The sequence below is a fragment of the Bacteroidota bacterium genome (genome assembly GCA_018692315.1).
GTDB lineage: Bacteria > Bacteroidota > Bacteroidia > Bacteroidales > JABHKC01 > JABHKC01.
On record JABHKC010000126.1, the window covers coordinates 1 to 16,792 of the forward strand.

Consider the following 16,792-nt stretch of genomic DNA (forward strand, 5'->3'; position numbering starts at 1 on the left):
AAAATTAACTAAAACTCATCAATGTTAATATATTTGAGCATGAAAATTGTAGAAACGTTTATGAAAAAAAAGTTTATGAATTAATCAGGTTAGATGTTCATTCTATATTTGCAGAAAATGGATTTAAAAGCCATATTTCTTTGGATTTTGCCGAATTCACAAATGAAATAATTGATTATGGTTATATAGTATTTGATACAGTTTGTGCAATTGGAATAATTCCCGATACAAGTTGGATAAATAAAGAACAAAAATCTATGGATGAAAGTGATTGGAACACAATTGTGAGTGATAATGGATATTATCAATATATTGCAATTGATACTCTTGAAAAATGCAATATCCAAATTAAGTCTGCATCAAGAGATTATGGTAGATTTATTAAATTAATTAAATCAAATGGAAATGAATTTGTAATTGATTTGTGGAAAATAAAAGATGCTTGGGGATTGATTTTATTTAATGAAATTGATAATCCCGTTTTATGGAGTAGTACAGATATAGAAAATGAATTAAGTGAAATATATAACAAATAAACGCCGTACAACTACTAAGAATATAAAAAGCGTACAACTAATGAGGTCTGATGAAAAATTGGGATTGAACTAAACCCATGCCAGCGCGTTAAATTTGATAGGTTTTTCCTAAATGCAATTCTAATAAGTTTGAAATTTTGTAGAAAGACAGAATTGCTAATTTCGTTTACTTATTATTTTGAAAAAATGAGTTGCCAATTCTAAAACAAAAAAAGCAGTTTATATTTTTTATCAAACTAATTGATATTCAAAAATATGAACTGCTTTTTCTGAATTTAGTGTTCTCTATTGACTTTATTTTACAACACTAAATCTTTTAGCATCAAAAAAATCGTTTGTTCTAATTCTATAAAAATATGAGCCGGATTGATATTTTGTAGCATCTACTTCAATTTTATGAATTCCGGCATTTAGCTTTTTAGAAATTAGTACTTCACACAATTCACCTACCAAATTGTAAGTTTCAATTTCAACGAAAGTTGCATTTGGTATATTGAAACTAATTTCAGATATTTTGTTAAACGGATTTGGTGTATTTTGGCACAATTCAGGAATCGATAATTGGCTATTCGTAATTGATAATTTCTTAGCTATTGAAATTTTATTGGTTTTATAAAATTCGTTGCCTTCGAGCCAATTTTTTATTTCTAAATAAGTTTCTACTTCATTACTCCAAATTCTAAGCACGAATTTTTCACCTTCATTCAATCCATCATTTTCAGCAGTATGCTCATCGTTTCCCCAAATTGCAATTGCCAAATTTTCTCCAACATAAACTGATGAACCTATAAGTTTTTCGCCAACATTGCTATCGGAGCAGAAGATTCCAATTTCTGAACCAATTAGTGGTTCTGTTTCCCATGATGTTTTTGGAATTCCAAGAGTCATATTAGATCCTGTATTTTTTACATTTTTATAGAAATATTTTTCATTTTGAATAATATTTGATTTAGAAAAACTTGCTGTATTTGGTGCATATAGTAATGTATCTGCATTAAACATTTTCAACAAATAACCTTCGCCAGGAACCATATTTCCGATTCCATTGACACCGTATTGAGGCCAATAAACAAAGCCTAATTCATTTTTTACTATTTCCAAATTGTTTACAACATCACTCATCATGGTAGCAATAGATGCAGCCGATTGGCGTAGATATGAAATAATTTGCCAGCCTGTATTCATAGTAATCGGATAATTTTCAGGCTGAACAGCTGTACCTTCAATTTCTAAAATAGAATTTGTTGTTACTTTTATCTGATAGCCTTCCTCCACGTTTAAAACTCCTATACTGTTGATAGAATATAGAGGCCAATAAACTTGTCCGATTGAATTTTTCACAATTGTTACGTTTTGCAAAATTGCAGACATAATATCGCTCATCATACTATTTGTCGGTTCAATATATGTAGAGAAAATATTCCAGCCTTCGAAAATATCAATAGATTGAGTTTCGCTTAATGATACATTTAACGCTTGAAGTCCACTAATTCCGTTTGGTTGGAACAATCCTTCATTTGGAAAACCACTCGTATTGTAAACTGCCATTGCAGAATATTCCATACTTTCCGAAGCATCCCAGATTTTCCATTTAAATTCTTCTCCAGTCTGAAAACCATCATTAGAAAAATCGGCTCCCCAAGCTGTGAGAGAGTTGGTTATTTCTTCCCACATAATAAAACCTCCACAAGCCAAAGTTCCGAGAGAATCGTAAAAAACACCAATATAATCTCCATATGAAATTGGCATTCCATCAATATTTATGTTTGCTGAAACTGGCACAAGTATAGAGTGATTTGTTCCGGTAATATTATACGACCAAGTCGGACTTGGCAAAGTTTCTATAAATACATTAATATTATCCGTAGCTGTGCAAGCATCAGTGTTTACAACAGTTACACTGTAGGTTCCTGTGGATGAAACTGTAAGAGTTTGTTGCGTACTTCCATCATTCCAAAGATAAGAAATAAAGCCAAATCCCGCATCAATTGTAGCAGTTTGTCCCGTAGGTAAATTAATATCAGCACCTAAGTTTACTACTGGCAAAGCACTCACAGAAACAACAATATCATCTATTGCAATTTCACCGGCAGCATCGGTTACAGTCAGAGAATAAGTGGTTTGCGTGCTTGGGCTAACAGAAATTGATGATGAATTTCCACCCGTGCTCCAATTGTATGAAAATGGTGGTGTTCCATTCTGTACATTTGCATTAATATTTGCAACATTTCCGTCACAAATATTAATATCCGGACCTAATACAACTACTGGTGTTGATAAATCCGGCAAAATATTTACCATATAGTCATGAGCTTCGCCATATTGATAATTATCGCAAGGATCAGAACATAAGGTACTCCATGATATTCGGGCTCTCATTCTATGTGAGCCCGGATTTGCATTTGCTGGAATAGTTGCAAAAGTACTGTATAATGTACTTGCTGTACCAAGTGAAAAATTCGTAACAACTTGTTCGCTAGCATCAAAACTTGCATCATCGTTGAAATCTATCCAAATAGTTAGTTTTTGATTCGAGTAGTTTGTCGAAATTTGTAATACATACATAGAATCTTGTGCTAAATCGGTTGACATAGAGGTAAAATCGCCATAGCCTCCTGTACTGCAACCGGAATTCATATGGTTGATAGTGTTCAAAATAAAATCGTCTATCTCGTCGCCTGCAGAACAACCATTGGTATAGCTTGGGGTACAGTAGCTCGCCATTATAAGAGAAATAGGATTTTGCCAACTGTATAGTCCTGAAGTTATGGTATAATCGAAATCGATAGAAGCAGTCTGTGGCATAGTAGCCGAAGCAGAAACAACAAAACTTGCATTACTGTTTGCTCCTTCAGCCAGATTTCCTATAGGATAATTTTGAATATTTATTGTTATATCACTATTTGCAGTAGAAAGAAATCCGTTGACATTAGTAGCAGTAGCATGGCCGGAATTAATATTTTCAATGCTTATGGTTACAGTTTCTCCCGGATCAATCAATCCGTTTCCATTTCCGTTTGCATCATCTACGGTTACAGTTCCAACTGTTAATTCCGGTGCATTTATCAAAACTGCCATGGACGAATTCCAGGTGTTTGAATTATTGTCGGTGATAGTAGCTCCAATGAAAACCTGATGCTGATCGGGAGCATTGTTTGCTATATCTAAACCAAAAGCATTGTTTTGAGTTGAGTTTACACCGGCGGCAATATTTCCGAATGCCTCATTTGCATCGGTTATTGTTACGAAAGTATCGACAGAAGTAATCGAAACTGAAACCCCATTTGCATTGCTTACGCCAATATTTTCCAAAGTTGTATTTAATGAGATGCTTTCACCGAATTCAGCCTCACCATTATTGTTACCTAGCGGATCGTTTATAGAAAAACTACTAATAGATAGGTATGGACCGGTCATACTAATTATTGCTACTTCATTTATATACGGAATATAGTTAAAAGCTGTAACAACAATATCGACTGTATCAATTGAGCTTAAAGCCGAAAGACTAATATTGGCAACACCATTTGCAACTATGCCGGTTCCAATAATCTGACTATTTAGAGTTAAAGAAACCAAGGCATCCTCAACACTGCAATTCACCTGAAATGAAGTAGCGCCAATGTTTACAGTTTGGTTGTGTGTTACTAACATTTGCAAAGGATTTGCAGTTCTTACCATCAAAGAAGGATCGCCAAAACAAGTCCAGGTATCTGTCATATTTGCTCCGCCAGAGCCATATTCATCGTTCATTTGCATACAACCATTCATCGATAACCCACCGAAAGTTCTTTTAATGTTGTTGGTATAACTTTCTGTTAAGATATCCACCATTTCATCTTGCCCACACATTGGTGGATTCCAACTTTGGTTTATGGTTGACATTAATGTTGCAATTGCACCACTGGGCTCGTCGTTATGTGTTGCTCTTAGCCATGTTTCTGCAAAACAAGTACTATTCACAAAATCTCCATTTACACATGCCACCGACCAAATGAATGGTAGCATTCCTGTATTAGTCAAACTATTGATATTCGAATTTGAAAAGCCAGAAGAGCTGAATGAAGTTGTACTTCCATGACCGGTATATAGAATTATTCCAGAACCGGAATTTATTTCATTTGATACCATCGTAGGACTTGGATTTCCTGAAGCATCCAAACCACCTTGGCTGCCATCAAACATTTCGGCACAACTATTATAAGTATAAGAGATTAAATCTGATTTCATATTTAAAATATGCTGATAGTCATATTCGTTGTCGTCTCCAGGACCTTGAGAAGAAGCTATTCCGATTCCATTAGTTAGCCAATTACCAGCTGTTGGATTCTTCTCATAATCAAGAGTTCTTGCAACCTGAGTATTAACATCCTGCGCACTTTCTGCTGAAAATCGTCCTACAAAAACCTCCGGATACGAATCGTTTCCTGAAATGTAGCCATAAGAATTATCGGAGTCGCCGCTTGAAGCACTGTATGTTGGAACTTGTGCAGCATCGCCCACAAGCAGCAAATAGGTGAGCCCGTTTGTATTGTAATAATTTGCTACATAGGTTTTTATTGCTGATGCGGTTCCGATAGTTGCAACATCAACAATTTCTACATTTCGGCCGGCAGAAATTTTCCAATCTACGAATGCTTGCATTGCTGAAATGTATTGTCCATAGGAAATTATTAGCATATTTCCATTTTCAGAAACAGGTGTATATTTTACACTATTATAGTTTAAAAAAAGATTTTGATAAATATTAGTGTGCTCGTAGCTTGACGGTTTTTTTTCGTTTTCACTTAACAATTGATTTTTTCCATTTTCAGCAATTTCTTCAACTTCAACAACAATTTCGTAATATACCCTAAGTAGCTTTGTTACAGGATTATACTGAAATGGATAAAAAACAATAGTTGAGGCTCTATAATCTCTCAAAACGAAAGGATCTCTCAAATCGGCAACATTGCCAGGAAAAAATTCATTTTCATTGTATTGTTGGCCATATATATAAGGCATACTTGCCGGATCAATATCTCTTGTAAAATCTCCTTTCGAGGGAGCAATTTCTACATTTTCGAAATCCTGATATTTTGAAAATATAACTTTTACTCCCATCTCAGATTTGTCGGGAATAATTATTGAACTTGTAAATTTCAATAAATCAGGAGCTTCTGAAATTAATAAAGGTGTTGCACCTTCAACTTTTAGAATCGAGGCATTTCCTCTTTTTGTTTTCACCTCATCAAGATCGAAACTTCCGAAAGTTAATTTAACTACCGACTTATCAATTGTTGAAGAAACCAATTCAATCACTGGCTCTTCGATATTTGTTTTTGAATTAGTAATTTTCTGTATAGCAAAAAGATTACTAAAAAATAATACACTTAAAAATAATGGAATAATTCTTCTCATAGTTTTATTAATTTAAAATTCATACTCAAAATCTTTTTAACGCAAAGTTAAGCAACTTGTTTATTTTTTCTTTCAGACTATCATTTATTGAAAAAGGTTGAAGAGTTTTAATATTTATATTAAGATTTAATTGAAATATTTAACTTATGATTAACACAGAGGTTAATCATAGTTTTAATAATTTTGCCGATTGTTGAAGGAGGATTTGTTTGTTGGATAAATATATTCATTAAAATATTTAACCTCAGATTGTTTGAAATTATATATGGAATTATGAAAATTGCTATTATTATTGTTTTAGATACTTATCCTTATTAATAATATGCCAAAAGTTAATAAAAATATATTGATTTTTACTGCTGGTTTACTTTGGTCAAGTATAGGTATTTTTCTAATTTACAGAGCCTCAACTTGGTTTTGTTTATTAAATGTAGTAGAACTTGCCTTATCAATAATTGGCGGAATATTTTTGGGAATTGCTATCTCCTTTTTCAAATTTTCGAAACTTGCTCAGGAAAACATAAATAGAATAAATCTTTATGATAAAAAAGTGTGTTTCTGGGCATTTCAAAAATGGCAAACTTATTTTTTAATCATTTTCATGATTTCTCTCGGCATTTTTATGCGAAAAACTTCTTTTGTTCCAAAATATCTTCTCACACCAACTTATATTGGAATAGGATTCGCTTTATTTCTTGCAAGTTTCAAGTATCATACATTTCTTTATAAAAACCGCACGAAAGATTGTTTTTTAAAAGTAAAAAAGATTAATCTGATTTTGTTTACAGCTATTATTTGGTTTTGGGCAGGATTTATATTATGGTACCGAGCATACACATGGCTTCATTTAGTTACTGATACACAATTCTCAATTTCTGTAATTATTGCAATAATTATTGCAGTAATTAAAGTGTATTTTATATTTCGAAAATTAACTCTAAACAATATTCAACGAATATCAAATTTCGAGCAAGAGTGCATAAGCATTTTTAAATTTCATTTAATAAAAGACCAAATATTAATTGTAGTAATGATATTGTCCGGCTATTTATTAAGAAATCTATCATTCGTTCCAAAATACGTTTTAATGCCAATTTATATGGGGATTGGTTTTGCAATGTTTTATTCATCATTATTATACATACTACACATTACAAATTATTTTAAGCAAAAAAAAATATGAGAAAATTTATTCTTCTGCTAAGCATCATATCTTCAATAAGCATATCATATTCTCAGGTTGGTGGATTATCAGCATCTAAATTAGGTACTCTTTGCGCAGATGTTGTTCCTGTGCAGACTATAGAATTTGAACCATTTTTTGAGTTTTCATCAACTTCCAATATTTTTGACAATAATGGTGAGAAAAAAGCTCTCTTTTCGACAAAAGACAGTATTCAATTTTTTTCATCAATGGGTTTTAGGTTTAGTTATGGTTTATTCAAGAATTTTGAAATTGGTGTTTCCTTGCCGGTTGATGTAAGTACAATAAGTTTTGGTGCAAAGTACAAATTGCCTTTCGAGAGGAAATTTTCCGCTGGATTATTAGCCGGATATAATACAATAATCGGAAATTCGGTATATCAGAAAAAAAAATCTATTTATGCTGAAACACCTGCTATGATTGCCGGAATAATTACTACTTATGAATTTTCTGATAAATTTAGCTTCGACTTTAATGCACAATTTCATAAGCATATTTATACCATAATTGGAGGTCATAATTATGGATATTCCTTAAGTTCTGATTTTGGTTATTATATAATCGAAGATGTAAATTTTATTATAGGTGCGAATTATTCTCAAAATAAGTTTGACGATATAGGGAATGATTCATATTTGCTTACTATTAATCCCGGAATAGCCATAGAAAAAGCCAAAAATTTTATTTTAGTACTAAATACTCCACTCAGCCTTTTAGGCAAAAATGAATACAAAACAAGTGGTTTCGGTTTAGCTTTAACTATCATGTTAGATTAGAAACACTAAAGAATTACAAAACAAATGCAGAAAATTTTATTAGTTGATAAAAGTAACAAACCAATTGGCGTAGAGGAAAAAATGAGAGTTCATAAAATTGGTCTTTTACATCGGGCATTTTCAATTTTAATATTCAATAATCAAGGTGAAACACTAATTCAAAAAAGAGCTGCCAATAAATATCACTCTCGAGGTCTGTGGTCGAATACTTGTTGTAGTCATCAGTCTGCAGGTTCGTCTTTGCTGGAGCAAATTCATATTAGATTAGAAGAAGAAATGGGATTTGATTGTGAATTGAAATGGTGCTATGATTTTTCATATAATCATACACTTTCGAATAATCTTATTGAAAATGAATATGATATGATTTATGTTGGAAAATATAATGCAAATCCAGTAATTAGTGGTTCTAAGAAAACAGGCAATTTTTATAAAACAATTTATTTTTGATGATATTTCTATTTTCTTTCATGCAGTAAATGCTTTTGTATTAAACAAATGAAAAAAATAGAAATATCCCAAAAAGAGATGTTTTTAATTTTGAACTGTTTTCTTAGAGGCACTAATTAATAGAGAAGAAGTTTCTGATTACAAATGGATTTCTATTGAAGACTTAAAAACAGCCATCTCTGAAAATCCTAAAAAATATTCATATTGGTTTCAAATAATAATTAATAATAGGAATTTTTGTAATCTGAACAAATAAAACCTTTTTTCATATCTACTTTACGACTTTAGATTCCGCCCTTTTGGTGCTATTTGGATTTATCGAAACACTATAGGTGTTTAATCAATAACCAAGTCTGTAAGGTTTGGAGATAAAAGCATGAAATGCCTTTAATATCCGAAGGTACGTAATCATTATTCAAGAAAACACTTAGCCATTTTTAAACTCGTAAAGTAGAACTAAATAATTCCTTTTTAATCTTTGTGCCACTTTGTGCTTCTCTGAGCAACTTTGTGTAATAGCTGTCTCACAAAGAACCACAAAAGCCCCGAAAGCTATTGGGGCTAATTTTCACAGAGAAAGCTTATTATTAACTTCAAGTATCCGACACTGAATAGTTACAACAAATGAAAATTTGAGTTGATGCTCAGAAGGAAATCTCTCAGGGATGGGATTATAGGAAAAATGACAAAAATAGTTTGCTGACTAATAGAATTCTTTTATTTTTGCAATTGTATAATTAACATTTAATTAATGTATAGCAAAGTCAACAAATATTAGGACATGAATCCCTGCAATCGTCCCTTCGCTATCAAACACATGCTTTTTTGCCAGCACACACTTTAGTGCAAATTGACAGACTGGAACTAAAATGAAAGTAGTATTTTAGATGAATTAATTTAATAATTGAGAGAAAAACCAAAATATGAGTCTATTTCAAAAATCGGTAGAAAAGAAATACTTAAACGACCTTGATTCGACTTTAATCGACAAGAAATACGCTGATTTTCAAGACTATTTTGGTAATCCTGAGAGACAGGAAAACATTAGAAACTCCAAAGAAGAACAATTTCAGGAAGGATTTTTACGGGAACTGTTTGTAAATATTTTGGGTTACACTTTAAATCCTGAACCCAATTTTAACCTGACTACTGAATTAAAAAACATTTCGAATAGTAAAAAAGCTGATGGTGCAATTTTAAAAGGAAAAGAAGCAACCGCAATTATTGAATTAAAGGGAACGAATACAACCGATTTAGATAAGATTGAAACTCAGGCATTCGGTTATAAGAACCATCATCCGAAATGTATTTATGTAATTACGTCAAACTTCGAGAAGCTACGTTTTTACATACAAAATGCAGTTGACCATATTGATTTTGATTTATTCAAACTAACAAAAGACCAGTTTGCCCTTATGTGGCTTTGTTTGGCAAAAGACAATTTGCTAAACGATTTGCCACTAAAAATCAAAGATTCATCGGTATTGCAGGAAAAGACCATTACTAAAAAATTATATGCCGATTATTCGAAGTTTAGGAACGATTTATTTGAAAATATTAAACAAAATAATCCTGAAAAAGACAAACTTCTTGTATTTAAAAAGGTTCAAAAGCTATTGGACCGTTTCCTGTTTATTTTCTTTGCCGAAGACAGACAATTATTACCTCCAAATTCAATTAGCGAAATTATTAAACAATGGAAGCAACAAGCAGATTGGGGAGATGATGTGCGTTTGTATGACAGGTATACAAAGTATTTCCATTTATTGAATACTGGATGGAAAGGTAAAAAACATGAGATATTTGCCTACAACGGTGGATTATTTGCTCCTGATGATGTATTGGATAGTTTGAAAATTGATGATGATGTATTAGACCAAAACACCTTAACTCTAAGCGGCTATAATTTTAATCCTGAGCTAATAGATAATAGTAAACATGAAAATGTAATTGATGTAAATATTCTCGGACATATTTTTGAGCATTCGTTGAGTGAGATTGAGAATGTGCAAGCTGAAATAGCCGCGACATCGGAGCATGCTCCGATGTCGAAACAGGAAACTGTTTCGAAGCGCAAAAAAGACGGTATTTTTTACACGCCAAAATACATTACCAAATACATAGTTGAAAATACGCTTGGCAAACTTTGCAATGAAAAACGAACTGAACTACAGATTATTGACGAAGATTTTGCCAAAGGGCGAAAGAACCGTAAAAAGGACACCATAAAATCACTCATCAAGAAATTGGACGATTACCGAAGTTGGCTTTTAACTTTAACTATTCTCGACCCTGCATGTGGTTCGGGGGCTTTTTTGAATCAGGCGTTGGAATTTCTGATTATCGAACACCAAAAAATTGACGAACTCAGGGCGCAGCTTCTTGGTGGCGGATTGGTTTTTTCGGACATTACTACCGACATACTCGAAAAAAATATTTATGGCGTTGACCTAAACGAAGAATCGGTTGAAATTGCCAAACTCTCGCTTTGGTTGCGTACTGCCCAAAAAGGAAGGAAGCTAAACACACTTAGTAACAATATTAAATGTGGGAACTCACTAATTGACGACCCCAAAATTGCAGGAGATAAAGCTTTTAATTGGCAAAACGAGTTTTCAAATATATTCAAGAAAAAAGAGAAGAAGGCTTGGCATATTACAACGGCAACACATAATTCGCGATATTCGCAGCGCATGTTTGATAACTATGTAAAACTTGGAGAGCCTGTTTGGTTATCGGAGAAAGAAGAAATTATTGTTACAGAAACCATTGCAGAAATCGCAGAGAAAGATAAACTGAATATTGTTGACTACAATATTTGTGGCGACCATGCACATATACTTCTGGTGTGCGAGAAAGAAGAACTTCCGAAAATAGTGCAGAAAATAAAGGCAATGTCGGCAAGGGCGTGCAACATTGCGATGGGGCGTACTATTCCTAGGACATCGGAGCATGCTACGATCCATCCTGACAAAGATATACCGGCAACGCTGGAGCATGCTCCAGCGCATTCTGCCGGAAAAACTGTAGAAAACGGGGAGCATGCTCCCCATCGTGGAAAAACACAGTTCCATCTATGGACAAAAAAATTCAACCAAAACGAAATAACATCAACCGAACAATTTGACAATACAATTGCATACATAAAAAATAATCGTCAAAAACACCAACTCCCCGAAAACAAAGAGTTACAAACGCTAATTGATAAAATATGCTGCACCCACAATCATGCATTTCGCACTGAATACACAGGCGGTTTTGATGTGGTGATTGGAAATCCTCCGTATGTGCAATCTCATTCTATTTCAGAATCGGAGAAAGAATTTATCTACAAAGAATTTAAAACGGTAGAATATCAAATAAATACTTACGGCGTTTTTGTTGAACAATTTATTAAACTTTTAAAAATCAATTCATTTTACAGCTTGATTATTCCCAATTACTGGCTCTCAACAAAATTTGACAGATTACTCAGAAAAAATGTATTTATTGAAAACCATGCGATTGAAGTAATCAACACTTACGAAGTTTTTGAAAGTGCAACAGTTGACACATTAATTCTGACAGGACAAAAAGTAAAAAACACAAATCCAAAAACTTCATTTTATTCTATTTCGAAAAATTGTAAAACTATTGAAGAACGCCTAAATGCAATTAACCTGAGAATTTGGGAATACTCCGAAGAAAAACAATTTGCAAATGGAGATGAAGAAAATACAATCAGTTTTAATAAAGAATTGAAACTATCAGGGAATAGAACTTTAGGTGAATTCTTTTCAATGTTTCAGGGGATGAAACCCTATGAAAAGGGAAAAGGAAATCCACCGCAAACAAGGGAAATGATGAATGAAAAAGTTTATCATTCAAAAACTAAAATTGATGAAACATATTTTCCATTATTAGGAGCAAAACACATCCATCGACATTTTTTAGTACCTTTTACCGAATACATAAAATACGGCAAAAATCTTGCTGCACCTCGCAAACCAGAAATTTTCGAGGGAGAAAGGATTTTAATCAACCGTATTTTATCGAAAAATAAAATAGATGGGATTTTACTTTCTGAAACCTACATCAACAACACCGATGTTTTTAATTTAATCCCACTCGAAAAAAATGTAATTTCGATTAAAGTATTATACGCTTTAGTTGTTTCAAAACTTTGTGCTACCTATTTTAAAAGAGCCAATGTAAACTTAAACCGAAATGCTTTTCCAAAAATAAATGTAAATACATTGGAAGCTTTCCCCATTCCCGAAATTTTACCTGAAATTCAAACCCAAATTGAATTACAAATTAATACAATCATTTCAAAGACCTTAGAATTTCAAAAAAGAAAATCAAAATTTATCGAACTCGTAAAAGATAATTTGGCAATAACCATAATTTCGAAAAAAACGGATGCTTTTTACGACTTTGATTTTAAGAGTTTTCTTTCAGAATTGAAAAAACAAAAGGTTACTCTTTCGTTATCTGACCAATCTGAATGGAAAGATTTCTTTGAATCTACAAAATCAGAAATAAACCAAATCCAATCCGAGATAGAAAAAACCGACAAAGAAATTGACCAGATGGTTTATGAGTTGTATAGTTTGAGTGATGAGGAGATTAAAATTATTGAAACAGTATAACAGTATTTATGAGTTTAATAAAACGAAAAGTCGGAAGAAATGATATTTGTCCATGCGGAAGTGGATTTAAATACAAAAAATGCTGTATGAATAAGAACGAGGATTCTAAAAGTGAGGACAAAGAGTTTTCTATTCCCGAAATTCTTTCCCTTCTAAAAACCGCCCTTGAAAACTTAAATATTGTAAATAAAGAAGTATCAAATATTGCTGTAAAGAAAGTTGATTTACTGAATAATAAAACTTTGGAATGCCAATTTTATGCAAAATCAAATAATTCAATTGATGTAAAGATTGAAATTGGTACTGTCATGGGAGCATTAAATGGATTTTTTAAAGATGATTCTTTCAAAAATATGATACTTGATTATTATGCAGTCCGTGCTTTTAATAATGAAGACTCAGAATTAATGTATGTTATATCATCTAAAGATGCAGCAGCTTTGGTGGGACAAGGCAATTCAGTGGATTGGATGAAAAGTTCAATATTTCAGGAAAACACAAATGATTATAGACTAAGTGTAGCAAAGAAACAAATATCTGAGATTGAGAATGCATTAAGGGAAGTAATTGTTGACAGATTAACAAAGAAACACGGAAAAGAATGGTTTATTAATTCAGTTGGTAAAAAACTAAGCGAAAGTGTAATCGGAATTTATAGTAATCAATTTGGTGGAGAAACTAAGGATGGAGAAATTTTGATTAAATACACATTTGTTTTACAACTTAAGAAAATCATTTGTACTAACTGGAAAGATTTTTCTGATTTGTTTTCTAATAAGAATCGATTTGAAAAAGTAATAACTGAACTGAACTTGATTAGAAGAGAAGAAGCCCACAATAGAAATATTACTACTAAGGATTTAGAAAAATTAAAGGAGATATATGAGTTCATTCTAATTGGAATTACTGAAAAATATCCAGACATCCTTCCTCATTTTCTGATTGACAATTGGAAAATTCAAATAAAAGAAATCATGTTAAGCAATAAGCTTGAAATGATATATACTGATGATGAAATTCAATCAGAAACAAATAATGAATTGAAGCTTGTAAAAACTGTTTTGAATTTACAAATGCTAATTAAACACATTAATGACAAAGAATTAAAGCTTAGGAGTGTTGTTGTTCCTGTTCAAAAGCTTAATATCCATAATGAATTGATTAATGTTTTAGAAAGATATCGAATATTACATGAAGAATTAGTTGAATGTGGTAAAACGGGTGTTCTGAAAGTAGTTCAAGATAAACAAAGAGAAATTGCATTATGCAAAAAAACTATGGATGACTTTGTTGAAAAATTTCTATTACATGAATCATAAATTGATTCATTACAACTGAAAATAGTTACAATTTGAAAAGTATTTAAAATGACCAACTCAGAACTACTACTATACCAAACCGAAGACGGACAAACCAAAATTGATGTCCGATTGGAAGAAGAAACCGTTTGGCTTTCGCAGGCGCAAATGGTAGAGCTTTTTCAAACCACCAAACAGAATATTAGCCTACATATAAAAAACATATACGAGGAAGGCGAACTGGACGAAATTTCAACTGTCAAGGATTACTTGACAGTTCAAACCGAAGGCAAGCGCAAGGTTCAGCGGAATATTGCTACTTATAATCTCGATGTAGTTATTTCAGTTGGTTACAGGGTAAAGTCGCATCGTGGTACACAATTTCGGATTTGGGCAACTAAACAATTAAAAGAATATATAGTTAAAGGTTTTGTTCTTAACGATGAAAAACTAAAAGAAACAGGACACACCAACCAGTACTTCGAGGAACTGTTTGAGCGAATTCGGGATATTCGTAGTTCCGAAAAGATTTTCTACGCAAAAGTCAGGGATATTTACACTACCGCAATTGACTATGATGCGTCAACAGAAGAGAGCCAGTTGTTTTTCAAGTCGGTTCAAAACAAAATGCATTGGGCAATACATGGTCATACTGCATCGGAGATAATTTCAAAACGTGTCGATTCTGAAAAACAGAACATGGGCTTAACAACATGGAAAAATTCACCAAAAGGAAAAATCAGGAAAGCAGATGTTTCCATTGCCAAAAACTACCTGAGAGAAGATGAATTGAAAGATTTGAACTTGATTGTTGACCAGTATCTTTCGTTTGCCGAACTTCAAGCCCGAAACCGTAACCCAATGTATATGAGTGACTGGCTTAAAAAATTGCACGATTTTATGACACTCAACGACAGGGAGATTTTGGAACATGCAGGAACAATTTGGGCAAAATTGGCAAAAGAATTGGCAGAAGCGGAATACGAAAAATATCGAAAGAAAATGATTGATTTTGATGATGCGAAAGAGATTAAAGAGTTAGAAGCAGGACTAAAAAAATTGGAAAATAAAAAAGGAAAAAAATAAGATGATTCCAACCCACACCGTCCCTTCGCTTTCAGGTACATTGGCAAAACGCACAAAGCCAACGCAAAAACCAAATTTTGTCAAAGAGCCGTCCAGCCCGTCCCACTCCACCGCCATGACCATGAAACATTGCAGTAGTATTGAAACCTTTGAGATGGATGGAAGAAAACAGCCAGCATATAACACAGTGTCATATGTCATTGGGCAGAAAGTTGTATATTGAAATGTGAAAGCATTTAATAAAACTTTGTGAAAGGCAAAGTGCTGTTAGACTTGGAAAAGTATGCACGCTTGAAAACCCTTGCGAAAGTTCAATGAAGAACTCTATCGGTAAGCCGTATGAGGGAAAACTTCACGTACGGTTTGATGAAGGGGGTACTGATAGTCTAACTAATTTTATTATCTTTGTAGAAAAAAAAATTATGAATAGGCTATCAGGCTCTACTCTACTGCCACATTAAAAAATGACTGAGAAACTAAACGGAACACCAATTTCAGGAGAATATGAAGAAATCCTGTTTGACTTGCCAGGACCTTGGCGAGAACAGGTTTGGCATTACGTAAAGTTCACAACAAAAGACGGACTTGAATGGGTTGGTGGTTTCAGAGAAAAGGACAACCACAATTTCTTAGTCGCTGAATTAGAAAGTAATGGAATTGTATGTGTTGTTTCAGGTGGACACGGATACTTAGTTGACTTTGAAAGAAAACAGAAAATTAAAGACCTTGAAACGGACACAATAATCGACCTGACCACAGACCCAAATACCGAATCATTCTACATTTCTCGTTGGTGGGACTTAAAAATGGTTGATAGAGAACTTAACGAGATTGACATTCAAATTCCGATTGACTGTGATGGAATTTTCTTCAAGAAAAAAGTAGGACGAGAACTGAATTTAGAAATTGAAGAAATTGGTGCTGAATTAATCAAAAACCAAGATTACTACGTGGACTTGGACGAAAGAAAAATAAAAAAACGTGGCACAACAATGCATAAAAGTAATGGCGGAGAAAGTGCTAAAACAGAAGTTAATACTATTAATAAACGTAAGTCTTGGCTGAAAAGACTGTGGTCTTAAAACCGCCACTACTCTTATGCGAGACGTTGGTGTGCCACGATGCTGAGTTAATCCAGCAGGTGCAAATCCTGTCAGGGCAATTGGCTGTTCACCCTGAAGAAAAGCGAACAGATAAGTCTGTGAGGATGATGCTGAAGCTTCGTTCTTTCAAATAATCAAGCCGTAATGCGTTGTGCGTGAACCCGCAGTTGACTCGTCCTAAAATAGGTTTACACCAAAAAGTGTAAAAATGGATAAAAAAAGTAAAGTTATTTTAGGATTGTCATCAGGAAAAATACTTAGAAAGCCGAGCAAATATTTTTCAGATGAAGAAAAACATTTCATTATTC

General features: G+C 33.0%; 9 protein-coding genes. 8 read left to right on the plus strand and 1 reads right to left on the minus strand.

The window, feature by feature from the left end:
- Positions 1-140: 140 nt before the first annotated feature.
- The gene (locus HN894_09840; protein MBT7143629.1) at positions 141-536 is read left to right on the plus strand and encodes a hypothetical protein; all 396 of its coding nucleotides are present in this window, start codon (positions 141-143) and stop codon (positions 534-536) included.
- Between the two features lie 294 nt (positions 537-830).
- Here the strand turns inward: HN894_09840 and HN894_09845 are convergent, their stop codons facing one another.
- The gene (locus HN894_09845) at positions 831-5,936 is read right to left on the minus strand and encodes a T9SS type A sorting domain-containing protein (GenBank protein MBT7143630.1); all 5,106 of its coding nucleotides are present in this window, start codon (positions 5,934-5,936) and stop codon (positions 831-833) included.
- Between the two features lie 322 nt (positions 5,937-6,258).
- Here HN894_09845 and HN894_09850 point away from each other — a divergent pair, with 322 nt between their 5' ends.
- From HN894_09850 to HN894_09880, 7 genes are all read left to right on the plus strand, one after another.
- A complete protein-coding gene (locus HN894_09850) occupies positions 6,259-7,119 on the plus strand; it encodes a hypothetical protein (GenBank protein MBT7143631.1) in 861 nt (286 codons plus the stop codon).
- Positions 7,116-7,916, plus strand: a complete 801-nt coding sequence (locus HN894_09855; protein MBT7143632.1) for a hypothetical protein — start codon at positions 7,116-7,118, stop codon at positions 7,914-7,916. Before HN894_09850 ends, HN894_09855 begins: the two co-directional genes overlap by 4 nt.
- Before the next feature lie 24 nt (positions 7,917-7,940).
- Positions 7,941-8,366: an NUDIX domain-containing protein gene (locus HN894_09860; GenBank protein MBT7143633.1), complete on the plus strand. Its 426-nt coding sequence runs from the start codon at positions 7,941-7,943 to the stop codon at positions 8,364-8,366.
- 923 nt (positions 8,367-9,289) lie between these two features.
- Positions 9,290-12,997 (plus strand): N-6 DNA methylase, encoded by a 3,708-nt coding sequence (locus tag HN894_09865; protein ID MBT7143634.1) that lies wholly within the window; start codon positions 9,290-9,292, stop codon positions 12,995-12,997.
- A gap of 8 nt (positions 12,998-13,005) precedes the next feature.
- Complete coding sequence (locus tag HN894_09870) at positions 13,006-14,316, plus strand: hypothetical protein (GenBank protein ID MBT7143635.1); 1,311 nt, start codon at positions 13,006-13,008, stop codon at positions 14,314-14,316.
- Positions 14,317-14,364: 48 nt separating this feature from the next.
- Entirely contained in the window at positions 14,365-15,381 is a 1,017-nt protein-coding gene (locus tag HN894_09875) for a virulence RhuM family protein (protein ID MBT7143636.1), read from the plus strand.
- A 464-nt stretch (positions 15,382-15,845) separates the two neighbouring features.
- Entirely contained in the window at positions 15,846-16,463 is a 618-nt protein-coding gene (locus HN894_09880; protein MBT7143637.1) for a hypothetical protein, read from the plus strand.
- The last annotated feature ends 329 nt before the right edge of the window (positions 16,464-16,792 follow it).

What these genes read in the sequence shown, in the direction of transcription:
- HN894_09845 (MBT7143630.1), bottom strand. Translation starts at nt 5,936, where the DNA reads ATGAGAAGAATTATTCCATTATTTTTAAGTGTATTATTTTTTAGTAAT.
- HN894_09850 (MBT7143631.1), top strand. Translation starts at nt 6,259, where the DNA reads ATGCCAAAAGTTAATAAAAATATATTGATTTTTACTGCTGGTTTACTT.
- HN894_09855 (MBT7143632.1), top strand. Translation starts at nt 7,116, where the DNA reads ATGAGAAAATTTATTCTTCTGCTAAGCATCATATCTTCAATAAGCATA.
- HN894_09860 (MBT7143633.1), top strand. Translation starts at nt 7,941, where the DNA reads ATGCAGAAAATTTTATTAGTTGATAAAAGTAACAAACCAATTGGCGTA.
- HN894_09865 (MBT7143634.1), top strand. Translation starts at nt 9,290, where the DNA reads ATGAGTCTATTTCAAAAATCGGTAGAAAAGAAATACTTAAACGACCTT.
- HN894_09870 (MBT7143635.1), top strand. Translation starts at nt 13,006, where the DNA reads ATGAGTTTAATAAAACGAAAAGTCGGAAGAAATGATATTTGTCCATGC.
- HN894_09875 (MBT7143636.1), top strand. Translation starts at nt 14,365, where the DNA reads ATGACCAACTCAGAACTACTACTATACCAAACCGAAGACGGACAAACC.
- HN894_09880 (MBT7143637.1), top strand. Translation starts at nt 15,846, where the DNA reads ATGACTGAGAAACTAAACGGAACACCAATTTCAGGAGAATATGAAGAA.